Here is a 23,206-nt window from a genome sequence, read left to right as displayed (position 1 = left end):
CATTATTCGCTCTCCCGTCAGAGGTCAAGCTCCACCATGGTCTGCGCCCGCGCCGGATAGTCCGTAATAATGCCGTCGATCCGATATTTGAGCACTTCCTTCATATTGCGGCTGCTGTTGACCGTCCAAACCCACACCTCGCGGCCATGACGATGCGCCTCGTCGACCAGCTTGTTGGTCAGCATGACCTGCTCGATCGTATAGAAGTCAACATCCAGGGTCGTTAAATCTCCTAACGCGAAGTAAAGAATCTGCCCGATGCGGATGTCGGGGTTCAGCGCGCGGATGAGCGACAACGACTTGCTGTCGAACGACTGGATGTAGACGTCCTCCTCCATCTCGAACGCGGTCACCAGCGCCACAACCTCGCGGACCAGCGATTCTCCGTCCCCATATGGCTTAAGGTCCAGCAGCACTTTGATGTTGCCCTTGGCTTCCGCCAGCACCTCCGAGAGCAGCGGGATCCTCACAATCTCGATCTCGCCCTGCTTCTCTTTCCCGGCCTCCTCGCCTTCCGCGAGCTCCGGCGGAATTTCGTAGGTGCCGATGGTCAGCTTGGACAGTTCATCGTACGTAAGCTCGCTGACCCGCTTCTTGAGGCCCGCCATGCGAAGCAACTGATAGTCGTGATGCAGCACGACCGTTCCGTCCGCAGTCAGCTGAACGTCCAGTTCCACCGACTGGTAACCCTTTTGAATCGCGGTGCGGACGGATTGCAAAGAATTTTCCGGCGCCGATTCGAAGTCGCCGCGATGCGCGGACACAAGGACGTTCCACTTCGCATAGACGAGACTGTCGTTCGCCTTGTAGCTGACGAGCAGCGCCAGGCAAAGATAGACAAGAGCCAGCGATGCATACACAATCCGCTTCCGCTTTACCCTGGACAGCAGCTTCGTAATACGCCTCTCCAGCCTTCCTAACAGCAAGCTGCGCGACATCTGCAGCCGATCCTCCACATCTATGCCGAAGCGCAGACCATATTCGTAATAGAGCCTTGTCAGATAGATCAGGTTAAACGGCATCACTAACAGTGTCAGCATATAGGCAAGCAGCGTCGACAGCGTCAGCGTATAGTGGTCCGTAAACAGTTTAAGCACATTATTGTCCAGCCATGCAGGCAAATAAGAAACCGTTGTAATCAGCACGAAGCCGATGCCTAGCACGAGTCCGTTGAACACGAACAGGGCGAAAAACAAATGGAGGCGCTTGCCCTTCGTCATCGCCGAGCTGCTGCGGATCGCCTCGGTAATGCTCTGCCCTTCCAGCACGATAAAGTGCAGGACGAATATCCAGCGCAGCACAATGTACAACGTAATCGCCACGATCAGAATATAGAGGGCAATCATAAGCTGCGATCCGTTAAACACTCGCGTATTCAGAAAGATCGGCACATTAAACAACCGATAAAACGCTTCCGACAACGGTGAATCAACGAACGGGATAAGGACCAGCAGCAAGAAGAGAAGCTGGACCAGACCGAAGCCGAACAACCGCGGCGTCCTGCGCAGCGTCGTCCAGAGCGAATCCGCGATAAGCACGTTTTGGCCAAAATAATGTTTTTGGGCAATCGTAATGACGACGCCCAGCTCGATAAACAGCACGAACGAAGCGATCATTCCGATCGCAAGCAGGCCGGCAACGCCTTCGTAGCTGTATCCCAGCCTGTAGATGTCGTTATTAAGCAACGATCCGGTGCCGACCACCCACATCACTTTGTTGAATATATAATTAAGCAGCGGAAGAATCGCGAAGCTTGTCAGCAGCATAAACAAATATTCGAAGACAAGCAACTTCTTGTAGATAAGGCGGAAATCGCGAATGCTCCTGCCAAGCGGTGTAATCATCGGCATTCATCCTGTTCTGCAGTAGAGTCTCCTATTATTATACGCTTACAAAGGTTGTTCAAAAAAGTCCAATTTTGAATCCTTAATAACAACAAACCTCCCTCGCCGCCCGGAAGGAACAACCCGGGACAGCTGGGAGGCTGGGGCGAAAAAGTCCGCCGATCAATCTAGAGCTCCGACGCTTAGCACTCGCCTTCGGCAGCCGGCTTGCCCGCGTCCTTCGCCGTGCGGAAGCTGGAGCCGCAGCCGCATGTAACGCTGGCGTTCGGATTATCCATTGTAAAGCCGCCGCCCATGGCGGACTCTTGGAAATCGATGACGAGACCGTTCAAATATTTGATGCTGTCCGAATCTACGACCACAGGAATACCGCTCGACTCCAGCTTGTGATCGCCGTCATTCACTTCGTCGTCGAAGCCCATGCCGTACGAGAAACCGCTGCAGCCGCCCTCCTTGACACCGACGCGCAGGGATAAACCCGGCGTGGCTTCCTGCTCCAGCATTTCTTTTATTTTCTCAGATGCAAGCTCACTGATTGTGATCATGCTTCATCCCTCCATTCACTTACTTATCCATAGTATACTCCAGCGGGACGCGATGCTCAAGAAGCAACACGTTTTCCTGGCTTCTAATAGACGCCGGACGAGCCTCTTAGACAACTCCCATACTTTTTTAGGTTGCCCCTGCTACGTGTGAGGTTTATAATGGTTACAGAAAATCGAATGATTTTTTTCTCGGAGTGAAACGCGCTGCGCCGCCCAATTACGGCATGGCCGTTTCATCTTGTGTTATTTTTTTCACAAACCAATAATAACAGTAACTATCGTGAATCCCAAGCCTTATGCGGATGGACCGCACAATCGGGCACGGGATCAAGGAGGCGTCGCCATGAACGTAATCGTACCTACGCAAGAGAAACAGATGATGTCTATCGTCGACAAAGTGCGTCATGGAGAGCGCTTGTCGCTTGAAGACGGCGTTTTCTTATATCAATCGGATGATCTGCTTACAATCGGGCAACTTGCCAACGAGGTTGCGATTCGCAAGAACGGGAAAAAGGTATATTTTATCGAGAACATGAGCCTCTACTTCACCAACGTATGCGAAGCGCATTGCGCGTTCTGCAACTTCCGCAAGGACGAAGGAGATCCGGGCGCTTATACGCTTAGCGGCGAGGAAATGATCGCCTATGTGGAGCAGCACTTCCACCCGGGCGTGCGCGAATTCCATATCGTTGGCGGCCATAACACGCATGTGCCTTTCCAATATTATGTGGATTCGCTCAAGGCGCTTAAGGCTCGTTTCCCGGAAGTTACGCTGAAGGCATATACGGCTGCCGAGATCGACTTCTTCTCGCGGATCAGCGGCTTGTCTTACAAGGAGGTCCTGCAGGAGCTTATGAAGGCAGGACTGGAGTCGCTGACAGGCGGCGGCGCAGAGATTCTGTCCGATCATTATCGCAAGAAGATGCGCGTGGACAAAGCGGATGTATCGCAGTACCTCGACGTCCATCGCACGGCGCACAACCTCGGACTGCGCACTCACACGACCATGTTGTACGGATCCATCGAGTCGAAGGAAGACCGTGTTCGCCATCTTATCCATCTGCGCGAGCTGCAAGACGAGACGAACGGCTTCCTCGTGTTCATCCCGCTCTCGATGCAGCCAATCAATCCAAAAGCAGGCATTCGCCGCCGTAATTCGGCGTTCGAGGATCTGAAGACGATTGCGATCAGCCGTTTGATGCTGGACAACTTCCAGCATATCAAAGCTTATTTTATCAACATCGGCGTTCAGTTGACCCAGGTTGCTCTTACGATGGGCGCTTCCGATGCGCATGGCACGATCGTAAAGGAGAAGATCAGCCACGCTGCCGGTGCTCTGACACCCGAAGGCATTACACGCGAGGATCTGATCTGGTTAATCAAGGGAGCGGGTCGCATCCCGGTCGAACGTGACACTTTCTACAACGAAATCAAGATTTATGAATGAGTAATCCCTATCTCTCGGGCGCAACCTACTATCACACATCACGAACTCTTGGAGTTGGAAAACCAAATGAGAAATGTAGTTATATTAGGCGGCGGCTATGGCGGCGCCGCCATCGTGAACGAATTGATTGAACATGGGCTGCCGCATGACGTTTTCATTACGCTTGTGGATCGAATGCCATTCCAGGGACTGAAGACGGAATATTACGCGCTTGCGGCAGGAACGGTCTCGGATCTCGAGCTGCGCGTGAAATTCCCGGTCGACTCCAGGGTCCAATATGCTTACGGCGAAATTACGGATATCGACATGGAGAACGAACTTGTTTACGTGGAAGGCCATGAACCTCTTTCCTATGACTGGCTCGTCATCGGTCTCGGATGCACGGACAAATATCACGGCATCGAAGGCGCCGAGGAGTTCTCGACAAGCATCCAGACATTTTCGGCATGCAGGAAAACTTATGCGCAATTAAATGATGTTAAGCCCTACGGGCAAGTGACGATTGTCGGAGGCGGATTAAGCGGAGTGGAAGTGGCGGCCGAGCTGCGCGAGAGCCGGCCCGATCTGAACATTCGTATTCTGGATCGCGGACCAAAGGTGTTGTCGGCATTCCCCGGCAGATTGCAGAACTTCGTCGCCGACTGGTTCATGGAGCACGGAGTCGAGATGCGCGGCCATGTGGGGCTGACCCGTCTCGAACAAGGCATTCTTTACGACGCCAATTCAACGGGGCCCATCTATACGGATGTTACCGTATGGACGGCCGGCATTCAGCCGGTGGAGCTTGTACAGCGCATGGACTTGCCTAAGGACAATCAGGGTAGACTAATTTTGAATCCTTATCACCAACTGCCCGATCATAACAATGTATACGTCGTAGGCGACTGTGCGGCGCTGCCGCTCTCTCCGAGCGGTCAAGCTGCCGGCGCTCAGGGCAAGCAGATCGCAGAGGTGCTGCACGCGATCTGGCACGACAAGACGCCGCGGCTTGGCAAGATTAAGCTGAAGGGCGTTCTTGGCTCGCTCGGCAAGAAAAGCGGCTTCGGCATTATGGGCGGCACGCCGATACTTGGCCGTGTCCCCCGTCTCGTCAAGAGCGGCGTGCTCTGGCGTTCCAAGCGCCATCTTGGTTAATCAAGGTCGTCCAGCAGCTTATCCAACGCTTCGCGATCGGCTTGCTGCTGCTTGAGCGATTCGATTATCGCCTCGTATAATTGATCCACGTCGTCGACGGCTACGATTGTTCCGTCCACCAGCGCGTAAGGGCTAAGGTAACATTCGCCGCAATTGCCCAGACAGCCATATTCGGTCGTTTCATAATCGTCGTCTTCTTCGAAACGGCGCATAACCTCGTCCGTGCCATGGTGCATATTGCTGGCGCAAAATTCAATTAATGGTTTTATCATCATTCGGTATCACCTGACTTCTTAAGGTTGTTCAAAAGAAAATCGGAATTTTTGAACTCGCATTTTAGGATTACGGATTGCGAACCATTTTCATCTGCTTCGCTTTGTACTATAATAGGGTAGAAAGGAGTGATTTGCAATGAGTGAACAAGTTCAAGAAACAATGTACGACGAAGTGCTGGACGTACTGGATAAACTTCGCCCCTTCCTGCAACGCGACGGAGGCGACGTAGAATTGGTCGACGTGGAGGACGGTATCGTAAAGCTCCGCCTGATGGGCGCTTGCGGCAGCTGCCCTAGCTCGACGATTACGCTTAAGGCCGGTATCGAACGCGCTTTGCTCGAAGAAGTAGACGGCGTCGTAGAAGTCGTTCAAGTATTCTAAGACGCAAAGAGTCTTATCCCCGGGGGTATTGCCCTTGGCGGATAAGACTCTTTTTTCGTTACTAACAAGAATTCACAGATCCTTTATATTCGCCCGGATCGGATCGAATCCCCCCGTGACGTCAATGACATTGCCCGTCAGGAAGCTCGACTTGCGCTCGCAGAGGAACAGAATGACGCGCGCGACATCTTCGCCCGTGCCTGGCCGTCCCAGCGGCGATTCCGGATCATGTTCGGTCTCCGCTTCTTCGATGGAACGCTCCTTGTTGACGCCGCGAATATCGCCGGGACCAATCAAGTTTACGGTAATGCCGAACGGAGCTTCCTCCACCGCCAGCGACTTCGTAAACGATACCAGACCGGTCTTCGCCGCCGCGTATACCGCGCGATGCGGCCATGCCCGCGCTTCGTTGGCATGGCCGAAACCGAAGTGTACGATACGTCCCCATCTCTGCTTCCGCATATGAGGAAGGAGACGATGATCCAGCAGCATGACGCTCAACAGGTTGCCGTGCAGCAATCGAATGATCGTCTCTTCGTCGTAATCGCTAAAGAGCCTGCGCTTGCGTACGAACGGGCCCGCGTTGTTGACGAGAATATCGACGCCCCCCGCCCAAGCCTCCGCTTCGTCCGCCAGCTTGTTCGCGCCTTCGATCGTAGCGATATCCGCCTGTACGGTAATGGCTCGACGCCCCATCCGCTCGATCAATCGTTTCACTTCCAGAGCTTCCTGTTCGGATTCCAAATAATTGATGATGACATCGCAGCCTTGCCCGGCAAGCTCAAGCGCCGTTCGTTTCCCCAAACCTTTGGCGCTGCCGGTCACGAGCGCCGTTTTGCCTTTCAGCTCCACGCATATTCACCCTCTCCCGGGATTATAAGCTCTTGCTCTTGAGCAGCGAATTGCCATAGCGGAAGGTCAGCCTTAACGATTCGATGACCATATGCAAACATACGGCCAGATCATCGCCTTGCTGACCGAGATTCTCCAGCTTGATCTCCTCGCCATACATGCGTTGACTTTGGATGAGATCGTCGTGCATCTCCGAATTCATATAATGAATTTCCGTATTGCGCCGCTTGCGCAGCCGATTAGTCGCATCTTTGGTTTGTTCTTTAACCTCGTTCAGCTTCCAGGTCAGCTTCGGGTGCGCGTTGCGTTCCCTCATATGCCGTAGAACGGTGAAGTAGGAGAAATGCGGCTTGATGCGTTCCGTCTTCATCTCAAGCAATTCATTGAGCAGCGTGCCCAGCTTGTCCAGAAGCGAGAAGACGCGAATGAAAGCATTTTTGTCGAAATAGACATATCGATCGTAATTCAACCGTTCCTCGGGCGACATTTCCTTGACCGAATCGGAGCTTATCCTATTCTTGAGTACGCTGGCCGCGTATTGGCTCTGTTCCAGCTCCGCAAGCGAGGATCGCAGCCCTCTCGCCCATATCTCCAGCTTGCGCAGCCTCTCGCCATTACCAGCTCCCGACTTAATGCGCGAAGAAGCAAGAGAGGCGAACTCCTCCAGCAGCTCGTACGTCTCCCGCAAGCCTCCTGCCGGCTCTCTCTCCGTCTCGCCGAACATAAATCGAAGCATGTCGCTCGCGCCTCCTTACAGCTTGTATTCGCTCCAGCGGCTGTCCACCAGCTTCACGATGTCTTCGCGCGGGAATAATTCGTCAGGGTAACCCGGCTTCATCCTGGCGTCGATAACGATCGGCAGTTGATATCCGAAGTGGTGCCGCTTGATTTCCGCTTTGGCATATATATCGTCCGCAGGATTAAATCTTGTGAATACGGTCCACAGGAAGGATGTTTGTCCATCTGCGATATCGGCATCGTCGGCCAATATAATAAGCGGCCATTCAGTTCCTCGTGCCGACAGACGCTCCAGCAGACGTTCTGCCAGTGCAGGCTCGCGTTCGTACGATGCCCCGGAGACAACCAGACATCCCTTGCAATATGGTTTCGCGTTCGTAATTTCTTCAATAGCGCCTTCCGTATATTGCGAAGGCAGCTTGCGGATCGGTTCACCGACGCCAAGCATGACGGCCTTGCTGCCGTGATTAAGTTTGCCGCTTGTGTAGTCGAGCGTATCATGCGACGTTTCGTCGAAGACGAACAAATCGCTCCCCGGCCGGAAGCGCTCCAGGACCGTCTCCATAAGGACGTCGAACCGGGACAGATCGATTGGTTGATCCGTCAGCATCAGGAACTTCGTAAGCGTAAGCTGTCCTTGACCCAGGATGCTAAACGCTGTGGACAACGCTTCGCGGGAATACGACTCCCGCACAACGGCGGCAGCAAGCGCATGTACGCCTGCCTCCGCGTAAGCCCACAGCTCTCTGACGCCCGGCATGACCATCGGGAATGCCGGAGCCAGCAAGCGCTGCAGGAATTCGCCCAGATAATAATCCTCTTGCCGCGGTTTGCCTACGATAGTGGCCGGATAGATGGCATCCTTACGATGCCACATATGGCTCACCTGGAATACAGGGAAATCATGGACTAGCGAATAATAGCCGAAGTGGTCGCCGAACGGTCCTTCGGGTCTGCGAAGATGCGGAGGCACCTTGCCGCTGATGACAAACTCCGCTTCGGCAGGCATTCGATGGCCGCCTTGCGGATCGTTAACGACCGGCAGCTTCTCTCCCAGTATAAGCGACGCCATCAGGAGCTCGGGAAGATGCTCTGGCAGCGGCGCGATAGCCGATGCGATCAATGCCGGGGGGCCGCCCAGGAACACGGATACGGGCAGCGCTTCGCCGCGCTGCTCCGCTTCGTAATAATGGAAGCCGCCGCCTTTATGTATTTGCCAGTGCATCCCCGTCGTGGAATCGTCGAAAATTTGCATCCGGTACATGCCAAGATTATGTTTTTTGCGCGATTTGAGACTTTCCGTGTACACAAGCGGCAGCGTGACGAACGGACCGCCATCCTCTTGCCAGCTTGTTATAGCCGGCAGACCGGCAAGCGGCTTCGACTTCTTTAATTCGCCAAGGATAGGAGCGTTGCTGTTCGGCACCGTTTTCATGCCGACTTTCATCATATCCCAGATAAGTCCGCGCTCTCCCCAGATCGCCTTCGGCGTCGGAGGCATAATCCGTTCCGTCGCCCCGATAATGGTCTTCATCAACGCCTCCGGCTTGGGACCGAAAGCAAGATCGACGCGGCGATCCGTGCCGAACAGATTAGTGACGACAGGGAAAGGACTGCCCTTCACGTTCGTGAAGAGCAGCGCCTTGCCTTCTTGCTCGATTACTCTGCGATGAATCTCTGCAAGCTCCAGATAAGGATCCACCGGCGCCTCGATAATAGCCAGATCTCCGTCGCGTTTCAATACTTCTATAAATTCGCGCAAGTTCGCGAAAGTCATGCTTGTCCACGTCCTTCCCTCAGCCGCCAGGAACGAATGAGAATATCCATTAATAGTCCGAATAATGCTACGATAATCAAGTTATGAACAAGACTCGTGAAGATAAACCAGTTATCATTGCCGACTGTCGCGGTCAGCCATGCGCCGCTCATGATTTGAGCTACGAGCAGCAGCGTTACCCAGCCTGCGGTTTTTGACAGGGACGAGTCCTCTCCAGTCGTTTTGCGAATGTACAGGTACAATCCGGCTACCATTAAGCCGAAAAGGATAGCTCCTACTCTGTGGATAAAGACGATACCAGTCGCGCCAGACAACTCGGGGATCACTTCCCCGTTGCACAACGGCCAGCCCACGCAGCCGCCGGCTGATTCCGTATGACGGATATAAGCGCCCAAATAAATAATAACATAACAGAAAACCGACGTCGCCAGCGCCCACTTGTACACCGTTCCGGGAACGCGCAGAGGTTTCTCCCGCACGGGCCGGTTCGCTCGATAGGTCCAAATGACGAGCAGCATGGTAGCGGCGAAAGCGATGATCGAAATGCCGAAGTGAATGGCCATGACCGGAGGCGATTGGTACCATTTTACGGCTGCCGCGCCCATCAGCGCTTGAATAATGGTAAATAGAAGCGCTCCGTTTGCATAGAACATCGGCTCCTTGTAAACCTCGCGGTTGCTGCGGTATTTGCGATACACGGCAATGGTCACTCCGAGCACGAGGATGCCTTCCAAGGCGCTTACGACTCTGTGGGATAATTCGATAGCGGTCTCAAGCGTATAGGCGGGGATGAATTTGCCGTGACACAGCGGCCAATCATCGCCGCAGCCGCGGCCAGAGTCGGTATTCGTTACTAAAGCTCCGGCTAACAGTACAAGAAGCATTCCGATGCACGATGCAATCGCAAACGCGCGAAAACGGCCGGTTACCATCATTCATCACCTGTTTCCATAAAAGTCCGTATAGATGTAGTTCGTAGAAAGGAGTTTGAACTTACTCCGTATAGATCAGTTCAATTATAGCCATTGGCACGGGCAAAAGCCATGTTGAAAATGTGAACTTGCCGCTTCCAGCAAGGACAGTCACGGGATTGACACAAGCTTGAAGAGCCTTATTTTAATCACCGCTAAAGCTGCTATGCTGAGCGCGACATATCACGCTATTCGCAAGGAAAGTCCGCATCGGATAACCATGAAGCTCATGGCAAGTTCCGAACGGACTTCCTTGAAGCGCGTTTCACCTATCGTTAATCGCGATTTACCGCCGCGCTGACCTCGATGGCCCTGTCCACGAACTGCTGTATTTCGTCGCGGGACTTGCGAAGCTTGCTGACGAACCGTATCAGCTCTTGTCCCGAATGAAAGGCGATAAAGCTGGGGATGCCGAGTATATTCAGCTCCGAGCACAGATCGGGCAGATCATCGCGGTCAATCTCCACGAACCGCGCGCGGCCTTCATAAGAAGCAATCAGCTCCGGCATGAAGGGGTCGATGAAATGGCAATCCTTGCACCATGTCGTCTTGAATACGGCAATGGTCAGCTCCTTGCCCGAGACGGCTTCGCGGAATTCGGAGTCCGTCGTTAGTTTCTGCATGTCGTTTCCTCCCTACTCGCGTGTAATCGTTAATTCCTTCCAATCTTCATACACCGTATTCCACTCGATATCCGCGCCCAGAGCCTCCGCAAGCTTGCGGGCCGGCACGTACGTAACGCTGTCGATCGTCATGACGGGGTAAGGCCATACTTCGTCCACGCCGTTTACCTTCACCTTATCGCTGCCAATCTGCATAATGATGCGGGTGTCTGTCAGCTCGTCGTATATGGATACCTGGCGAGTGAGCGAATTGTAGGAGACCGTTGCACCGAAGGCTTCCGCTACATCTCTGACCGCCACAACCGTGACGTAACCTGGCATAATAATCGGCGGATTGTAGTAATCATCGGCGAATGCATGATAGGTTTGACGCGTAATATGCAATCTGTTCTTGAGCAGCTCATACAGGTCGGAATCTTCATCTACGTATTGCAAAGCTTCATAACCTTCCATCAGCTCCATATCCAGAATGGACAGTGAATCGTCCGTCACAACAGGGTCAGCTGCCGTTACGGTTCCGTTCACATTCCATTGCTCGGATGATGACTTGACTGTAAAGCCCGTTACAACGGATTCGTAATATTCATCATTTAACGCTTCGCCCAGCTCGTAGTTTAATTCCCACGCCTGCTTGCGAATGTCGAGCTTTGCATCTACATACACATCGGCTTTCAATACGAGCGACTCGTTTAATAATTCGTTCAGGAACTCCTCGTCCTCGGACTCCGTCCATTCCATCTCTTCGCGGGCGGATTCCAGCAGCTTGATGATCTCTTCGACCGCTTCCTCCGCCATCTCGTCGGAGGTTGGCGCATCCAGAACATCGCCTTCGAACGGATTAATTTCCCCCAGAGCTTCCCAGAAGACCGGATTCTCCTCAAGCAGCTTCAGAATGCTGCTGACAGCGTTAGTCAGACCTTCGCGATCATCGATCAACGCATTCACGTAGGTTTTGGCCCATTCCCAGATGCTCGGTCCGTCCATCGTGAATTGCAGCTTCATCATCGAGACAGGGCTGCCGCCAACCGTTTCTACAACTGGCGCCGCGGTCAGGTTGCTTGGATTCGGCAAGTTATCGATGGCATACCCGCTAACAAAATCCATGATCTGACGACCGACCTCAGTCAACGTTCCCTCTTGCTCCGCGGAGATCCCATTCCCCGAATCAGTTTCGATGTCAAACATCGAACCGATTGCTTCGTCAGTCAGATCGAATACGATTGGCGTCGTCACGCCCTCGAGCTCCAGCACCATTGCCGTCTCCGACAGGCGCAGCTTAAATGGAATGTTCAAATCGCTTAAGGTTACTTTGCCTTCTACCGACATATTGGATTCATCCTCAATAGCGGCATGGTCAATAGTCAGCTTCACATGAGATAATAAACGATATAAGTCAGCTTCGTCCTCGTCGTATTCCGCAAGCGCTTCTTCATTCAGCCTGAGTTGAAGCTCCAACGACGATTTGCTTTCGCCGGAGGTCACCTTAACCGCATTTTTCAGCACCGCATTCAAATCCAGCCCCGCGATCGCCTGGCAGCCCGTCACGATCATGACCGCCAGAGCAAGAGCGGCAACGGCCGCCCTCTTAAGCAGCTTGTTTTTCATCCCGCTTCTCCCCTTAACCCCATAATGACATCCCTATAAAACTCTTATTCTCCCATGATTATTCTAGAACAAATCACCCGAAGGTGATCCAAAAACCCAATAACGTCCAGTCGCTCACTGCCTAACGGACATAAAGAAACTGTCGATTCATTGTGAGTAACGGAGCTGAAACGTTCTGCTTTCGCTAACGGACCTCAGAGCCTCCATTTGCAGCATTTTCGCGGTATTGAAAATCCAACGGACTTAGATGACGCTATTTGGTGCATTTCCGCCCATTCTATGCGGTTTTGACGGAAGTAAGGTCGTCTGTGTCCGTTACAATTTGAACAGGCCCCATTTTTGCGAAATAGCGACTGTGGTGTCCGTTACGATCAACCTTTGCTTAACTGCGCCGTCCACAATGAATCGACAGCCTCATAAATGGCGCTATTCTTCGATTGTGAATCTCCTGTCCGATAGGTTTATTCGAGGTTAAAAATCGGACAAACATCAAGAAAATTAATACTATTGTACTAGAGTTGGCAAATGCTTGTAAATGATTGGAAAGGGAATATCGCCAACATATACTTTCCTGATTAAGCGCGAGAAACGATTCGAAGTACTTTCAGGAAAGGTTTACGCAGTCGAGCCGGCAACGAAGCAGCATCTTCCGCTGTCACAACCTTAAGAAGGACCAGCATCGCGCCATACAGCGCCACTACGGCAATGGAAGCGGCAGCGGCCGCGAAGAAGTAGGACAGCTTCGGAATCCAGCTGTCGGTTAAGGACAGCATTCCCGTCTCCGCTCCCCACCCGCCAAGCGCGGCGACAGCGATGGAGACGAGGTACGGCATCCAGCGTTTGCCGAGTACTTTCAACTTGACTATTCCGTTAATAAAGCGCAGATTCATCATCGTCGTCACGACGAAGCAGACCGTAGAGCCGATGATGAGACCATATACGCCGAGGAACGGCGCGAGCGCAACGCTGACGACTACCTTCAATACTAATCCGATCAGCGTATGCCGCATGGAGATTCGTTGCTTGCCCATCCCGTAAAGAATGGAGTTCGTTGTCATCATCGTAATCTGCAGAATTGTTCCTGCCGCAAGCGCGGCTACCGCGCCGCTGCCCGTAGGACCGGATCCGTCTTCCGGCAGCGGAAAGAGCACACCGATGATGGAGTATGCCGCTACCGTGAACAAAAGCGCGAGCGGTACGCCCGTGAAACATACAACCCGCATAACGACGGATGCCTGCCTCTGCACTTCGCCCATATTTTTAAGCTTGTAGGCAGCGGCAATGACGGGAATAAGCGAAGAACCGAGTGCGATTGCCAAGATAGGCGGAATGCCCGCAAGCGATATTGCCTTGGCTCCGAAGTCGGCTAACGCTTCGATTCCTGCCTCGGCCGAATAGAACTCCCCCGTCAGTCTAAGGAATAACGTCTGGTCGAATGCAAAAATCAGATTGATCGCTGTGGAAGTTACCAAGGCGGGCAAAGACATCTTGAAAATTTCAGCGTATATCGATCGGAAGCGAAGATCGGAGGATACGCTCGAAACACTTCTGGAGCGCATGAGCGCAGCGGCTGCCTCGCCATTGAATCGAGGCGTCGTCGATGCATCTTGCACCTTCAGCTTCCGGGCGAATCGCAACATAACCGCAAAGGCGCCGATTGCTCCGAACACGCTGCCGAACGTAACCGTAGCGGCCACCCAATTGTCGCCCCAGTCGAGCGCCAATACGATGAGTCCGAGACCGATGCCGAGACCGACGCGAAGCAATTGTTCCACGATCTGCGAAGTCCCGCCTGCCGTCATGAATTGCCTGCCTTGGAAGTAGCCCCTCATCATCGCGATAACGGGAAACACTAACAATGCGGGAGCGATAGCGCGTACGGAAAGCATGGTGTATTCTTCTTTCGAGACCACCGCGAAAACGGGGGCAAGCGCAAACAGCGCCACGGCAAGAATAAGCCCGGATACGGCTCCGAACACAAGCGCGGCATGATAGATTCTTCTGGCCTCGCCTTCCTTGCCGAGCGCATATCGCTCCGATACCATTTTGCTGATGGCGCTCGGGAAGCCTGCAGTAGCAACAAGCAGGAGCACGAGGTAGATGGAATTGGCGGCATTGAAGGCAACCATGCCTTTGTGGTCTAACATGTAGGCCAAAGGTATTTTCTGGAACAGCCCCAGGAATCGAGCTGTCAGCGCGGCCGCCGCAAGGATAATCGTGCCTTTAATTAATGTGTCTTTTTTTACCATGCTTTTCGTTCCATTCTCCTTAACCCTGGTTAGGCGTCTTGCCGCCGATTGGTTCTAGCGGCTGATGATTGCCTCGTACTGGCGCGGCAGCGCGCGAAGGAGCCGCCCAACGGATGCCATTCTGTATGACTTGCAGAATTTGCGGATTGTAATAGGTCGGGAATGTCTCGTGACCAGGGCGGAAGTAAAAAATTTTGCCTTGACCCCTGCTGAACGTGCAGCCGCTCCGGAATACCTCGCCGCCCTCGAACCAGCTTACGAAGATCAACTCGTCCGGAGCGGGAATATCGAAGTGCTCGCCGTACATCTCTTCATGGTCCAGCGTTATGTACTCCGGCAAACCTGCGGCGATGGGATGCGCCGGATTTACGACCCAGATCCGTTCCTTCTCGTTCGCTTCGCGCCACTTCAGATCGCAGCCGGTACCCATCAGCTTCTTGAATATTTTGGAGAAGTGTCCCGAATGAAGAACGATCAGCCCCATGCCTTCCAATACGCGCTGCTGAACGCGGTCGACGATGGCGTCTTCGACCTTGTCGTGGCCCATATGGCCCCACCAGATCAACACGTCCGTATTGTTCAGACGTTCTTCCGTCAGGCCATGCTCCGGCTCTTCCAGCGTCGCAGTCGCGAGCTCGATGTCCGACGCAGCAAGCCCCTTCGCCAGTGCCTCATGAATGCCGTCCGGGTACACCGTCTTCACTTCATCATGAATCTTCTCGTGCAGGAATTCATTCCATACCGTAACTTTAACCATGTCTCTAACCGCCTTCTCTGTGGGGGTGAACTACCTTTTAGAATACTAGCCAAAGGATGAACAGGATGATCATTATCGCTTGCAGGATGACCTTCACTACGACGCTTGTGAATAAACCTACAAGCGCTCCCCAGCCTGCTTTGAGCGACTGTTCGACGTTTTTGCCCGCGATCAGCTCGCCGATGACCGCTCCCGCGAACGGCCCGATGATAAGGCCGAACGCCGGGATGACGAACGGACCTGCGATAATGCCGATCGTACTGCCGATGACGGACGCCCTCGTCCCTCCAAACCGTTTGACTCCCCATGCCGAGACCGCGTAATCCGCAACGAACAAGACCACGACAATCAGCGTCTGGATCGTCCAGAAGATCCAATCGAAGTCTCCGAACGAGAAGAACCAGCCGTAGACGAAGAAAGCCGCATAGATCGCAAGGACTCCCGGAAGCACGGGGTAGATTGCCCCCGCCATGCCAACGACAAAGAGCAGAACGATTAGCGACCAGCCTAGAATATCCATTACGATTCGCCTCCGAATATGTACTTCTTGATTATTTCGGCGACTCCGTTCTCATCGTTCGTCAGCGTAACGGCATCCGCCGCCTCCTTCACGACCTGCTGTGCGTTGCCCATCGCCACGCCTAATCCGGCTTCGCGAATGGCCGCGATATCGTTTAGACTGTCTCCCGCAGCGATAACCTGGCTCATCTCGATGCCGAGCAGAGCGCATAATTCTCGCAGGGCGCTGGCCTTGGATACGCCCAGTGGATTAAGCTCGATATTATGGGGAGAAGAGTTGGTAATCTCGAAAGCTCCCCATGTGCTCGTTTCTGCCAATATGGCTTCCCTTGCCCGGTCGTCCTCGGTGTAATAGCCAAACTTGAGCCAGTGGAAATCCTCGTACTTTTCGTCTTGCCCGAACCAGCGCTCCTTGTTGTAGATCCGCTGGGTCGTATACGCCCAGTACCATACCTCGGGATACTGAAACGCCAGCTCATGCAGCCGCTGCACGTAGATGGAGCTTAGCTCCGTGCGTTTATGCAGCACATGCGGACGCGACCACACCTCGCCTCCGTTGACCGTTATCATCGGCGTAGTCAGGCCTAGCTGCTCGGCAAAAGGCAGCGCGCTCTCGAAGCCCCGACCCGTCGAAAAGCTGACGGTGACGCCGGCATCAAGCGCCCTGCCAATCCATTTCGCGTTCTCCGCGCTAATCTCGGAAAGCTCATTAAGCAGCGTTCCGTCCATATCCAGCGCAAGCAATTTATAATTCGTCATGATGTCAACTCCTTCATTCGCACACCTGCCTATTTTATCACAAATCGGGGAGAAACCAAATGCTGGGGAAGATAAAAAGAGATGTTCCGCCCTTGCTCAAAAACAAGGATGAAACATCTCTGCAAATTATGATGGGTCCCGTATTTAGACCGCTCTCGCCCCGCTGGCCGTCGTCTCGGCCGCCAGCTTGCGCTGTCGAAGTCTTCGGCTGATCAAGCCGTGAGATGGTGACAACAGGAAAGCCGCCACAAATAATAGTCCCGCCGTGCATACGATGCAACCCGCAATGGAGGCGTCCAGAATAATGGATGCGCCATAACCTGCGAACGTGCTGGCAACGCCAACCGCTATGCTAAGCGCGATCATCATGCCCAATCGATCCGTCAGCAGGTATGAGGTGGAAGCCGGGATGATGAGCATGCCCACGACGAGGATGGCGCCGACGCTCTCGAAGGAGCTTACCGTTGCCATGGAGACGAGCCCCATCAGCATGTAGTGGAACAGAGCAACCGGAATGCCGATGGCCGCGGCCAGCGCCGGATCGAATGCGCACAGCTTGAACTGCTTGTAGAACAAACCGATAACGGCGGCGATCGCGATCAGCGTAACTCCCAGCAGCCATACGGCTTTCGGTCCCATGCTGACGCCGCCAACCTCCCATAGATTCCAATGAACGAACGCAATTTCGCCATACAAAATAGCATCCTGATCGAGGTGCACCTGTCTGGCGAACAAGCTGACCAGTATAACGCCGATGGCGAACAGTGCCGTGAATACGACGCCGATGGAAGCGTCGGATTGAATGCCGCTGCGCTGGAACAGTCCGATCAGGAACGTCGTCAGCAATCCGAACAGCAGCGCCGCGAACATCATGACCAGCGAATCTCGCGTACCGCTGATCAGAAACGCGATTACGATGCCGGGCATAACCGAATGGCTGATGGCATCGCCGATCATCGCCATCTTGCGGAGTACGAGGAATACGCCGACGATGCCGCAGCACGCCGCTACAAGGCTGCCCGTTAGCAAAATCCAGAAGTCGCTCATCCTGCCGTCTCCCCTTTCATTCGGTCCCCGGACGCCGTATGAAGAACTTCATTCTCCTTCAGGAAACTTCGCTTTACTCTCGCCTGTAAGATGCGTTTCGCAAGAAGTCCCCGCTCCGGCCCGAGCAGCACGGACAGGACGAACACCGTTGTCGCAGCAAGCACCGTGACGGGGCCGGTCGGGAGGTTCGACACGGAGGAGCTGATCCAGGTACCAAGCGCGCCGCTCAGGGCGCCGAAAGCGCCAGACAGAATGATCATCGTGCCCAGCCGGTTCGTCCAGTAACGAGCGGATACGGCTGGCGTTATCAACAGCGCGGCTATCAATACGACTCCTACAGCCTGAACGCCGGCCACGACCGCCACCACGACCAGCAGCATTAGAAGCTGCTCCAGCAGACCAACGTTATACCCGAGTCCCTTCGCGAAGCCGGGATCGAACGAGATAAGCTTGAATTGCTTAAACAATAGCACGCATATCGTCACGAGAAAGGCGGACATAACCGACATCGTCATGACGTCGGAGCCGACCATGGCTGCCGCCTGGCCGAATAAAAACTTGTCGAGGCCGGCCTGATTGCCATAATCGCCATGCTGGATAAAGGTCAGCAGCACGATTCCCAGACCGAAAAACGAACTAAGGACGATACCGAGAGCGGCATCCTGCTTCAACCGGGAGTGACGGGTAATGTAGCCGATGCCAAACGTCGCCACGATGCCGGCGAGGGTTGCACCGATCAGGAAGATGCCGATAGACTTGACGCCGGTCAGCATGAAGGCGATGCAGATGCCTGGAAGCGCCGCATGGGCAAGCGTATCGCCGACCAGACTTTGTTTCCGCAAATACGTGAAGCTGCCGATCACGCCAGAGCTTAATCCAAGCAGCATGCAGCCGAAGAAGATCCAACGCATGTTGGGATCGGCCAGCATCGTAAAGAAATTGCTCATGGCCGCCCACCCCCGCCGCCTGCGCCAGAGACGGCAAGCGATCCGGGATCGAGGAACGAGAGTCGCCCTCCGTAAGTGTGCTGGAGCTGTTCCTGCGTAAATGTCGTTTCGGTCGGTCCGAATGCTTGCAGCTCCACGTTGAGCAACAGCACGGAGTCAAAATATTGTTTCACGGTCGCCAAGTCGTGATGGACCACAATAACCGTCTTGCCTTGCCGCTTCAATTCCTGCAACAAGGTAATAATCGCCTTCTCCGTCGCTGCGTCGACTCCTGCGAACGGTTCATCCATAAAGTAAAGCTTGGCGTCCTGCACCAGCGCCCGGGCCAGGAAGACACGCTGCTGCTGACCGCCGGACAGCTGGCTGATCTGGCGATCGGCGAAATCAGCCATGCCGACCTTGCTCAGGCAATCGAGCGCGAACGCCTTCTCCTTCGCGCCGGGGCGGCGATACCATCCCAACCTGCCATATGTGCCCATTAAAACGACATCCAGGGCATTGGTAGGGAAATCCCAATCGACCGATTCGCGCTGCGGCACGTAACCGATCAGCTTGCGCTGGCTCTTCAGGCTTTTGCCATATACAAGCACTTCTCCACCGATCGCAGGAATGAGCCCCAGGGCCGCCTTGATCATGGTCGATTTGCCCGCGCCGTTGGGTCCGATAACGCCGATCAACTCGCCTTCGTTCACCTCGAAGGTGACGCCCCGCAGCACCGGCTTCTTCTGATAGGCTACGCTCAGCCCGTTTATCGCAAGCGGCGAGGCGCCCTGCGTCGCCGCTGCGGATGCTCCTGGAATCGCATTAGATATGCTCATCTCACTCGTTCCTTTCGTCTGTCGCCAGCGCCTCGCCTTCAAGCTACTTCAATGCGCTGACAATCGTATCTACGTTATGTCTAACCATTCCGATATAAGTACCTTCCACGGTGCCGGGATCACCCATGGCGTCAGAATACAGCTGGCCGCCGATCTTCACCTCGTGTCCCAGCTCCTTCGCGCCTTCGATCACGGATTCGATCGACTTGGAGGAGACGCTGGATTCGATAAATACAGCATTGATTTCGTTCTCCACCAGGAAATCCCGCAGCTTGCTTACATCCTTGGAGCCGTATTCCGACATCGTGTTCATGCCTTGCAGTCCCTTCACCTGCAATCCGTATGCTTCACCGAAGTAGCCGAAAGCGTCATGGGCGGTTACCAGTATACGGCTTTTCTCCGGAATTTGTGCAATCTGCTGATGCGCGTATGCGTCAAGCTCTTCCAGCTCCGCGAGATAGGCCGCTGCCTGAGACTCGTAATAATCGGCGCCTGCAGCATCCTTCTCCTTAAACGTATCTCTGACCACCTCTACAGCCGACATCCACAGCTTGACGTCAAACCAAATATGCGGATCATACGTCCCGCCGCCGGCAACGCTGGAGTCGCCATGAAGCAAGGACTCGTCGATGTACTTCGATACGGCTACGACCGGCTTGCTGTTTTCCAGCTTCTCGAAAATTTCGCCCATCTTTCCCTCCAGGTGGAGTCCGTTATAAAAGATGATGTCGGCTCCATCCAGCTTCTTAACGTCGCCTTGCGAAGCCTTGTACAGATGGGGGTCGATTCCCGGACCCATCAGCCCCGTTACGGAGACACGATCGCCGCCTACTTCAGCCGCAATATCCGCTATCATGCCTGTCGTTGCGGTAACAACAATTTTGCCGTCTCCGCCCGTCGTCGTGTTTCCTTCGCTTCCGCAAGCAGCAATTCCAATAGCCGACACCGTCAAGAACAACAGCGTCATTATAAACCTTCTCATCGCGGAATTTGTTTTGCCCGTGTTCTTCATTCCAATTCCTCCACTTTTATCGTTTTATTTACCCGGGACAATCTTCTTTCCCTAAGTAACAAGATTTTATTTAGCGCCTCTTTTTTTATAATACACAAAAATGTTTCCATAGTGCAACATTTATTTTAAAAGGGACATCAGCGCGATAATAAAGAACAGAAAAGACGGCTGCAAATCGGCATCGTTATACCGTTTGCAGCCGTCTCTCGTATCCCCGATATTACTGTTCGTTGCCCGCAGGCTGGTCCGTGCCCGCGACATTTGTTTCTTCTCCGTCCGTGCCAGTCGCGGCATTGCCGCCGGCAGCCGCGCCGAACAACTTCGCAGCCAAAGCCTTGTTAGGCGTGCCCGCGAGGCCAAACTCCGCGTCATAAGCGTCGAAGATTTGGCGTGCGATTGGAGCCGCGCCGTAGCCGCCAAAGCCCCCGTCAGGTATAACGACGGCTACCGCCAGCTTCGGATTGTCGGCAGGCGCGTACGCGATAAACACCGCGTTCTCCGCGCGGCGCTTGGAAACATCCTGCTCGGATGTTCCCGTCTTCCGCCGGAATTCGTGACCGAAGTCTTCGAAACCTTGTACGCTAACCTTTTCCATGCCCGTCTCGATTTCCTTCCAATAAGCCTCCGGAATATCGATCGAATTAAGTACGACAGGCGTATACCCCTCAACCAGATTGCCGTCGGAATCCTTGATTTCGTTCACGAATTGCGGCTTCATCCGATTTCCCCGGTTCGCAAGCATAGCCGTATATTGAACAAGCTGAAGCGCCGTATAACGCCCCTGCTGCCCAAACGAAGCTTGAATCAGAGCGGATTGGGGGCTGCCCACCTCCGCCTCATGGAAATACTCGATTACGCCGCGAATTTCGTTAGGCAATCCGCTTTCCGTCGAAACGCCCAAGCCGAATTGCTTCATGTAGTCGTCCCAAATCTCTACGCTGGACTTCCCGTTTACCGAACCTCGTCTAAATAATTTGTCTCCCACCATGGCCGCCATGAACGGGTTGGAGGAGTGGGCGATGGCGCGGGACCCGTCGATAGGGCCGTAGGATTTGTTCTGGGAATTTCGGATATACGTTTCATATCCCTTCTTGCCGTACGTGAACAATCCGTTATCGTTGAACACTGTCGATGGAGTGAACAAACCTTCATTAAGACCGATGAGCACCGATAGCGGCTTCAACGTCGAGCCTGGCGGCAGAATCGAAGAAGGATGCTGGTCGCGCTCCGCCTTTGTTTCATAAGGACCATACACCGTCCGGATGGTGCCGTTAGGAAGCACGTTGCCGAAGTTCTCGTAATCCTCCGGGCTTATCCGACCGCCGGCCCAGATGTTGGGGTCGTAATCGGGCATGCTCGCCATCGCGACAACCTTGCCCGTATCGACCTCCATCGCTACAGCGAAACCCGTTTGGGCGTATGGGGCCCGTTCGTACTTGTTGGGCGACGTCCGGATTTTCTCCAGATGCGACATAATCGACTTCTCGGTATGAAGCTGTACGTTTTTGTTGATGGTCAGGAACAGATCGGAGCCCTTCTCGGGATTGGTTATTTGCATGGGGCCGATAATCTGCTCCTGGTTGTTGACGGGATACGATTTCAAGCCGTTTTTGCCGCGAAGCACGTCCTGGTACATAAACTCCAAGCCGTCGAGTCCGACCTCTTCTTCCTCCAGATACTTGAGCTGAGGATCCTTCTCTTCCATCTTCTTGGTATAGAACTCGTTATTGACCCGCACACCTTTATATTTCTTTAAATATCCGACCAGTTGCACCGCAATCGAGCTCGTATCGTAATTGCGGACGCTCTCCTCCATAATATCGACGCCCGTAAAGGTGGTTCGGTTCTCCATAAAGTAGGCGACTTCTTCCTTGCTCAGGCCAGACTTGATCCGGCGCGGCGTGGAGATGATGTTCCTGGTGAAGCCGAGGTCCATCTGCCAGATAATGTCGTCGACCGTCATAGCTTTCTCGGGATCGCCGAGTTCTTTAAAGATGGCCTCCAGCTGCTTGGCCGTTTCCTCTGCTTTGACATCGAAACCTTTGCCGGGCTGAATGCTGTAATATAGCGATTGGGTCGACGTGGAATATGCGATGGGATATCCTGTCGAATCGTAGATATTGCCGCGGATCGGCGCAATAGCGTCATTGCGCGTACTCTTTCGCAGACCTTCCGCGCTGAGCGTCGGTCCTTCGACGAATTGCAGCACCGCCAGCCTGACGATCAGCAGACTGAATAAGGCGAACGTAATGAAAAAAAAGAAGTTCAGGCGGAACGAGAAGTTTCGCCGATTGTCGATCTCCCGCTTTTGCGGATCGTCTTGCATGAATGCCCACTCCCTTCATGCAGACCTGCCAGCCTGCATGTTAACCTTTTTGTTTCGCTTGCTCGATAAATGTTCGAATCGTCTCGTCCACTTGAAGTGTAATGGAAGGCGTTCCTTTGACGGATACCTTTACTTCGTTATCTCCGGCTTTGCCCGTCAGCTCCACATTCGTCGTCTTAATCGTAAACGTGCCGTCCGCGTTTGTTTTGTACTCCGCATTCTCCGCTTCGCCGATCATCAACGATACAGCTTCTTGCTTGACCGTGTCCACCACTTTCGTGCCTATCTCTTTAACATCATCCAGCGAATAGCCGCTGTACAGCACGACCCCGATAATGATGACGGCGGCCAGCGCCCACTTCACCATTGTCTTTACGACGCGAATGACAATGAGAAGAACGACTAGAGCGATAACGAGCACAAGCCAATTTTCTTGAAAAAAAGTCGTCCATGTCTCGGTATCATACGACGAAAAATCCAAAAAATTCATAGGAACCCTCCTTATTATATCTCTATCACATATGCGCTACCAAATATTATAGCCTACGGAGGAGGGGGGCGTAAACGGCATTACCCGAA

At 53.6% G+C, this 23,206-nt stretch carries 22 protein-coding genes; 3 read left to right on the top strand and 19 right to left on the bottom strand.

What is annotated here, in order from left to right:
- Positions 1 to 17: 17 nt before the first annotated feature.
- Positions 18 to 1,844: a glycerophosphoryl diester phosphodiesterase membrane domain-containing protein gene (locus B1748_RS24395; protein WP_087570553.1), complete on the bottom strand. Its 1,827-nt coding sequence runs from the start codon at positions 1,842 to 1,844 to the stop codon at positions 18 to 20.
- Between the two features lie 182 nt (positions 1,845 to 2,026).
- A complete protein-coding gene (gene erpA, locus B1748_RS24390) occupies positions 2,027 to 2,389 on the bottom strand; it encodes an iron-sulfur cluster insertion protein ErpA (protein WP_087570552.1) in 363 nt (120 codons plus the stop codon).
- 343 nt (positions 2,390 to 2,732) lie between these two features.
- Between erpA and mqnE the strand changes: the two genes are divergently transcribed.
- Complete coding sequence (gene mqnE, locus B1748_RS24385; protein ID WP_087570551.1) at positions 2,733 to 3,836, top strand: aminofutalosine synthase MqnE; 1,104 nt, start codon at positions 2,733 to 2,735, stop codon at positions 3,834 to 3,836.
- Positions 3,837 to 3,902: 66 nt separating this feature from the next.
- Positions 3,903 to 4,970, top strand: coding sequence for an NAD(P)/FAD-dependent oxidoreductase (locus B1748_RS24380; RefSeq protein ID WP_087570550.1), 1,068 nt, complete (start codon positions 3,903 to 3,905; stop codon positions 4,968 to 4,970).
- Here B1748_RS24380 and B1748_RS24375 read toward each other — a convergent pair.
- Positions 4,967 to 5,242, bottom strand: coding sequence for a YuzB family protein (locus tag B1748_RS24375; protein ID WP_087570591.1), 276 nt, complete (start codon positions 5,240 to 5,242; stop codon positions 4,967 to 4,969). The genes B1748_RS24380 and B1748_RS24375 overlap by 4 nt on opposite strands.
- A 139-nt stretch (positions 5,243 to 5,381) precedes the next feature.
- Here B1748_RS24375 and B1748_RS24370 point away from each other — a divergent pair, with 139 nt between their 5' ends.
- A complete protein-coding gene (locus B1748_RS24370) occupies positions 5,382 to 5,627 on the top strand; it encodes a NifU family protein (RefSeq protein ID WP_087570549.1) in 246 nt (81 codons plus the stop codon).
- 72 nt (positions 5,628 to 5,699) lie between these two features.
- Here the strand turns inward: B1748_RS24370 and B1748_RS24365 are convergent, their stop codons facing one another.
- From B1748_RS24365 to B1748_RS24290, 16 genes are all read right to left on the bottom strand, one after another.
- On the bottom strand, positions 5,700 to 6,473 hold the full coding sequence (locus B1748_RS24365; RefSeq protein WP_087570590.1) for an SDR family oxidoreductase: 774 nt from the start codon (positions 6,471 to 6,473) through the stop codon (positions 5,700 to 5,702).
- 28 nt (positions 6,474 to 6,501) lie between these two features.
- The gene (locus B1748_RS24360; protein ID WP_087570548.1) at positions 6,502 to 7,215 is read right to left on the bottom strand and encodes a Cthe_2314 family HEPN domain-containing protein; all 714 of its coding nucleotides are present in this window, start codon (positions 7,213 to 7,215) and stop codon (positions 6,502 to 6,504) included.
- A 15-nt stretch (positions 7,216 to 7,230) separates the two neighbouring features.
- Positions 7,231 to 8,994, bottom strand: a complete 1,764-nt coding sequence (locus tag B1748_RS24355; protein ID WP_087570547.1) for a UbiD family decarboxylase — start codon at positions 8,992 to 8,994, stop codon at positions 7,231 to 7,233.
- A complete protein-coding gene (locus tag B1748_RS24350; RefSeq protein WP_306299341.1) occupies positions 8,991 to 9,929 on the bottom strand; it encodes a COX15/CtaA family protein in 939 nt (312 codons plus the stop codon). The genes B1748_RS24355 and B1748_RS24350 overlap by 4 nt, the downstream gene beginning before the upstream one ends.
- 311 nt (positions 9,930 to 10,240) lie before the next feature.
- Positions 10,241 to 10,588: a thioredoxin family protein gene (locus B1748_RS24345; RefSeq protein ID WP_087570545.1), complete on the bottom strand. Its 348-nt coding sequence runs from the start codon at positions 10,586 to 10,588 to the stop codon at positions 10,241 to 10,243.
- Positions 10,589 to 10,600: 12 nt separating this feature from the next.
- A complete protein-coding gene (locus B1748_RS24340; protein ID WP_087570544.1) occupies positions 10,601 to 12,193 on the bottom strand; it encodes a copper amine oxidase N-terminal domain-containing protein in 1,593 nt (530 codons plus the stop codon).
- A 575-nt stretch (positions 12,194 to 12,768) separates the two neighbouring features.
- Positions 12,769 to 14,442, bottom strand: a complete 1,674-nt coding sequence (locus B1748_RS24335; protein ID WP_087570543.1) for a putative polysaccharide biosynthesis protein — start codon at positions 14,440 to 14,442, stop codon at positions 12,769 to 12,771.
- A gap of 19 nt (positions 14,443 to 14,461) precedes the next feature.
- Complete coding sequence (locus B1748_RS24330) at positions 14,462 to 15,199, bottom strand: ThuA domain-containing protein (protein WP_087570542.1); 738 nt, start codon at positions 15,197 to 15,199, stop codon at positions 14,462 to 14,464.
- 37 nt (positions 15,200 to 15,236) lie between these two features.
- Positions 15,237 to 15,719, bottom strand: a complete 483-nt coding sequence (locus B1748_RS24325) for a DUF456 domain-containing protein (protein WP_087570541.1) — start codon at positions 15,717 to 15,719, stop codon at positions 15,237 to 15,239.
- Complete coding sequence (locus tag B1748_RS24320; protein ID WP_087570540.1) at positions 15,719 to 16,477, bottom strand: Cof-type HAD-IIB family hydrolase; 759 nt, start codon at positions 16,475 to 16,477, stop codon at positions 15,719 to 15,721. Before B1748_RS24320 ends, B1748_RS24325 begins: the two co-directional genes overlap by 1 nt.
- Positions 16,478 to 16,621: 144 nt before the next feature.
- Positions 16,622 to 17,524 carry a metal ABC transporter permease gene (locus B1748_RS24315; RefSeq protein ID WP_087570539.1) on the bottom strand — a complete coding sequence of 301 codons (903 nt, stop codon included), beginning with the start codon at positions 17,522 to 17,524 and terminating at the stop codon, positions 16,622 to 16,624.
- A complete protein-coding gene (locus B1748_RS24310) occupies positions 17,521 to 18,471 on the bottom strand; it encodes a metal ABC transporter permease (protein ID WP_087570538.1) in 951 nt (316 codons plus the stop codon). Before B1748_RS24310 ends, B1748_RS24315 begins: the two co-directional genes overlap by 4 nt.
- A complete protein-coding gene (locus B1748_RS24305; protein WP_087570537.1) occupies positions 18,468 to 19,289 on the bottom strand; it encodes a metal ABC transporter ATP-binding protein in 822 nt (273 codons plus the stop codon). The genes B1748_RS24310 and B1748_RS24305 overlap by 4 nt, the downstream gene beginning before the upstream one ends.
- Positions 19,290 to 19,332: 43 nt before the next feature.
- Positions 19,333 to 20,301: a metal ABC transporter solute-binding protein, Zn/Mn family gene (locus B1748_RS24300; protein ID WP_087570536.1), complete on the bottom strand. Its 969-nt coding sequence runs from the start codon at positions 20,299 to 20,301 to the stop codon at positions 19,333 to 19,335.
- Positions 20,302 to 20,521: 220 nt separating this feature from the next.
- Entirely contained in the window at positions 20,522 to 22,627 is a 2,106-nt protein-coding gene (locus B1748_RS24295) for a peptidoglycan D,D-transpeptidase FtsI family protein (RefSeq protein ID WP_087570535.1), read from the bottom strand.
- Between the two features lie 40 nt (positions 22,628 to 22,667).
- On the bottom strand, positions 22,668 to 23,117 hold the full coding sequence (locus tag B1748_RS24290) for a hypothetical protein (protein ID WP_087570534.1): 450 nt from the start codon (positions 23,115 to 23,117) through the stop codon (positions 22,668 to 22,670).
- Positions 23,118 to 23,206: the final 89 nt, after the last annotated feature.

This window comes from Paenibacillus sp. MY03, from assembly GCF_002165585.1.
In the GTDB taxonomy this organism is placed as follows: Bacteria; Bacillota; Bacilli; order Paenibacillales; family Paenibacillaceae; genus Pristimantibacillus; species Pristimantibacillus agaridevorans.
The sequence above is the reverse complement of the archived record's forward strand: the minus strand, read 5'-3'. Positions and strand labels throughout refer to the sequence as shown.

Bases quoted from the DNA above. Each gene is read 5' to 3' on its own strand.
- B1748_RS24375 (WP_087570591.1), bottom strand. From the start codon at position 5,242: ATGATAAAACCATTAATTGAATTTTGCGCCAGCAATATGCACCATGGC.
- B1748_RS24345 (WP_087570545.1), bottom strand. From the start codon at position 10,588: ATGCAGAAACTAACGACGGACTCCGAATTCCGCGAAGCCGTCTCGGGC.
- mqnE (WP_087570551.1), top strand. From the start codon at position 2,733: ATGAACGTAATCGTACCTACGCAAGAGAAACAGATGATGTCTATCGTC.
- B1748_RS24355 (WP_087570547.1), bottom strand. From the start codon at position 8,994: ATGACTTTCGCGAACTTGCGCGAATTTATAGAAGTATTGAAACGCGAC.
- B1748_RS24395 (WP_087570553.1), bottom strand. From the start codon at position 1,844: ATGATTACACCGCTTGGCAGGAGCATTCGCGATTTCCGCCTTATCTAC.
- B1748_RS24320 (WP_087570540.1), bottom strand. From the start codon at position 16,477: ATGACGAATTATAAATTGCTTGCGCTGGATATGGACGGAACGCTGCTT.
- B1748_RS24315 (WP_087570539.1), bottom strand. From the start codon at position 17,524: ATGAGCGACTTCTGGATTTTGCTAACGGGCAGCCTTGTAGCGGCGTGC.
- B1748_RS24370 (WP_087570549.1), top strand. From the start codon at position 5,382: ATGAGTGAACAAGTTCAAGAAACAATGTACGACGAAGTGCTGGACGTA.
- B1748_RS24360 (WP_087570548.1), bottom strand. From the start codon at position 7,215: ATGCTTCGATTTATGTTCGGCGAGACGGAGAGAGAGCCGGCAGGAGGC.
- B1748_RS24300 (WP_087570536.1), bottom strand. From the start codon at position 20,301: ATGAAGAACACGGGCAAAACAAATTCCGCGATGAGAAGGTTTATAATG.
- B1748_RS24325 (WP_087570541.1), bottom strand. From the start codon at position 15,719: ATGGATATTCTAGGCTGGTCGCTAATCGTTCTGCTCTTTGTCGTTGGC.
- B1748_RS24310 (WP_087570538.1), bottom strand. From the start codon at position 18,471: ATGAGCAATTTCTTTACGATGCTGGCCGATCCCAACATGCGTTGGATC.
- B1748_RS24350 (WP_306299341.1), bottom strand. From the start codon at position 9,929: ATGATGGTAACCGGCCGTTTTCGCGCGTTTGCGATTGCATCGTGCATC.
- B1748_RS24330 (WP_087570542.1), bottom strand. From the start codon at position 15,199: ATGGTTAAAGTTACGGTATGGAATGAATTCCTGCACGAGAAGATTCAT.
- B1748_RS24295 (WP_087570535.1), bottom strand. From the start codon at position 22,627: ATGCAAGACGATCCGCAAAAGCGGGAGATCGACAATCGGCGAAACTTC.
- B1748_RS24340 (WP_087570544.1), bottom strand. From the start codon at position 12,193: ATGAAAAACAAGCTGCTTAAGAGGGCGGCCGTTGCCGCTCTTGCTCTG.
- B1748_RS24305 (WP_087570537.1), bottom strand. From the start codon at position 19,289: ATGAGCATATCTAATGCGATTCCAGGAGCATCCGCAGCGGCGACGCAG.
- B1748_RS24335 (WP_087570543.1), bottom strand. From the start codon at position 14,442: ATGGTAAAAAAAGACACATTAATTAAAGGCACGATTATCCTTGCGGCG.
- erpA (WP_087570552.1), bottom strand. From the start codon at position 2,389: ATGATCACAATCAGTGAGCTTGCATCTGAGAAAATAAAAGAAATGCTG.
- B1748_RS24380 (WP_087570550.1), top strand. From the start codon at position 3,903: ATGAGAAATGTAGTTATATTAGGCGGCGGCTATGGCGGCGCCGCCATC.
- B1748_RS24290 (WP_087570534.1), bottom strand. From the start codon at position 23,117: ATGAATTTTTTGGATTTTTCGTCGTATGATACCGAGACATGGACGACT.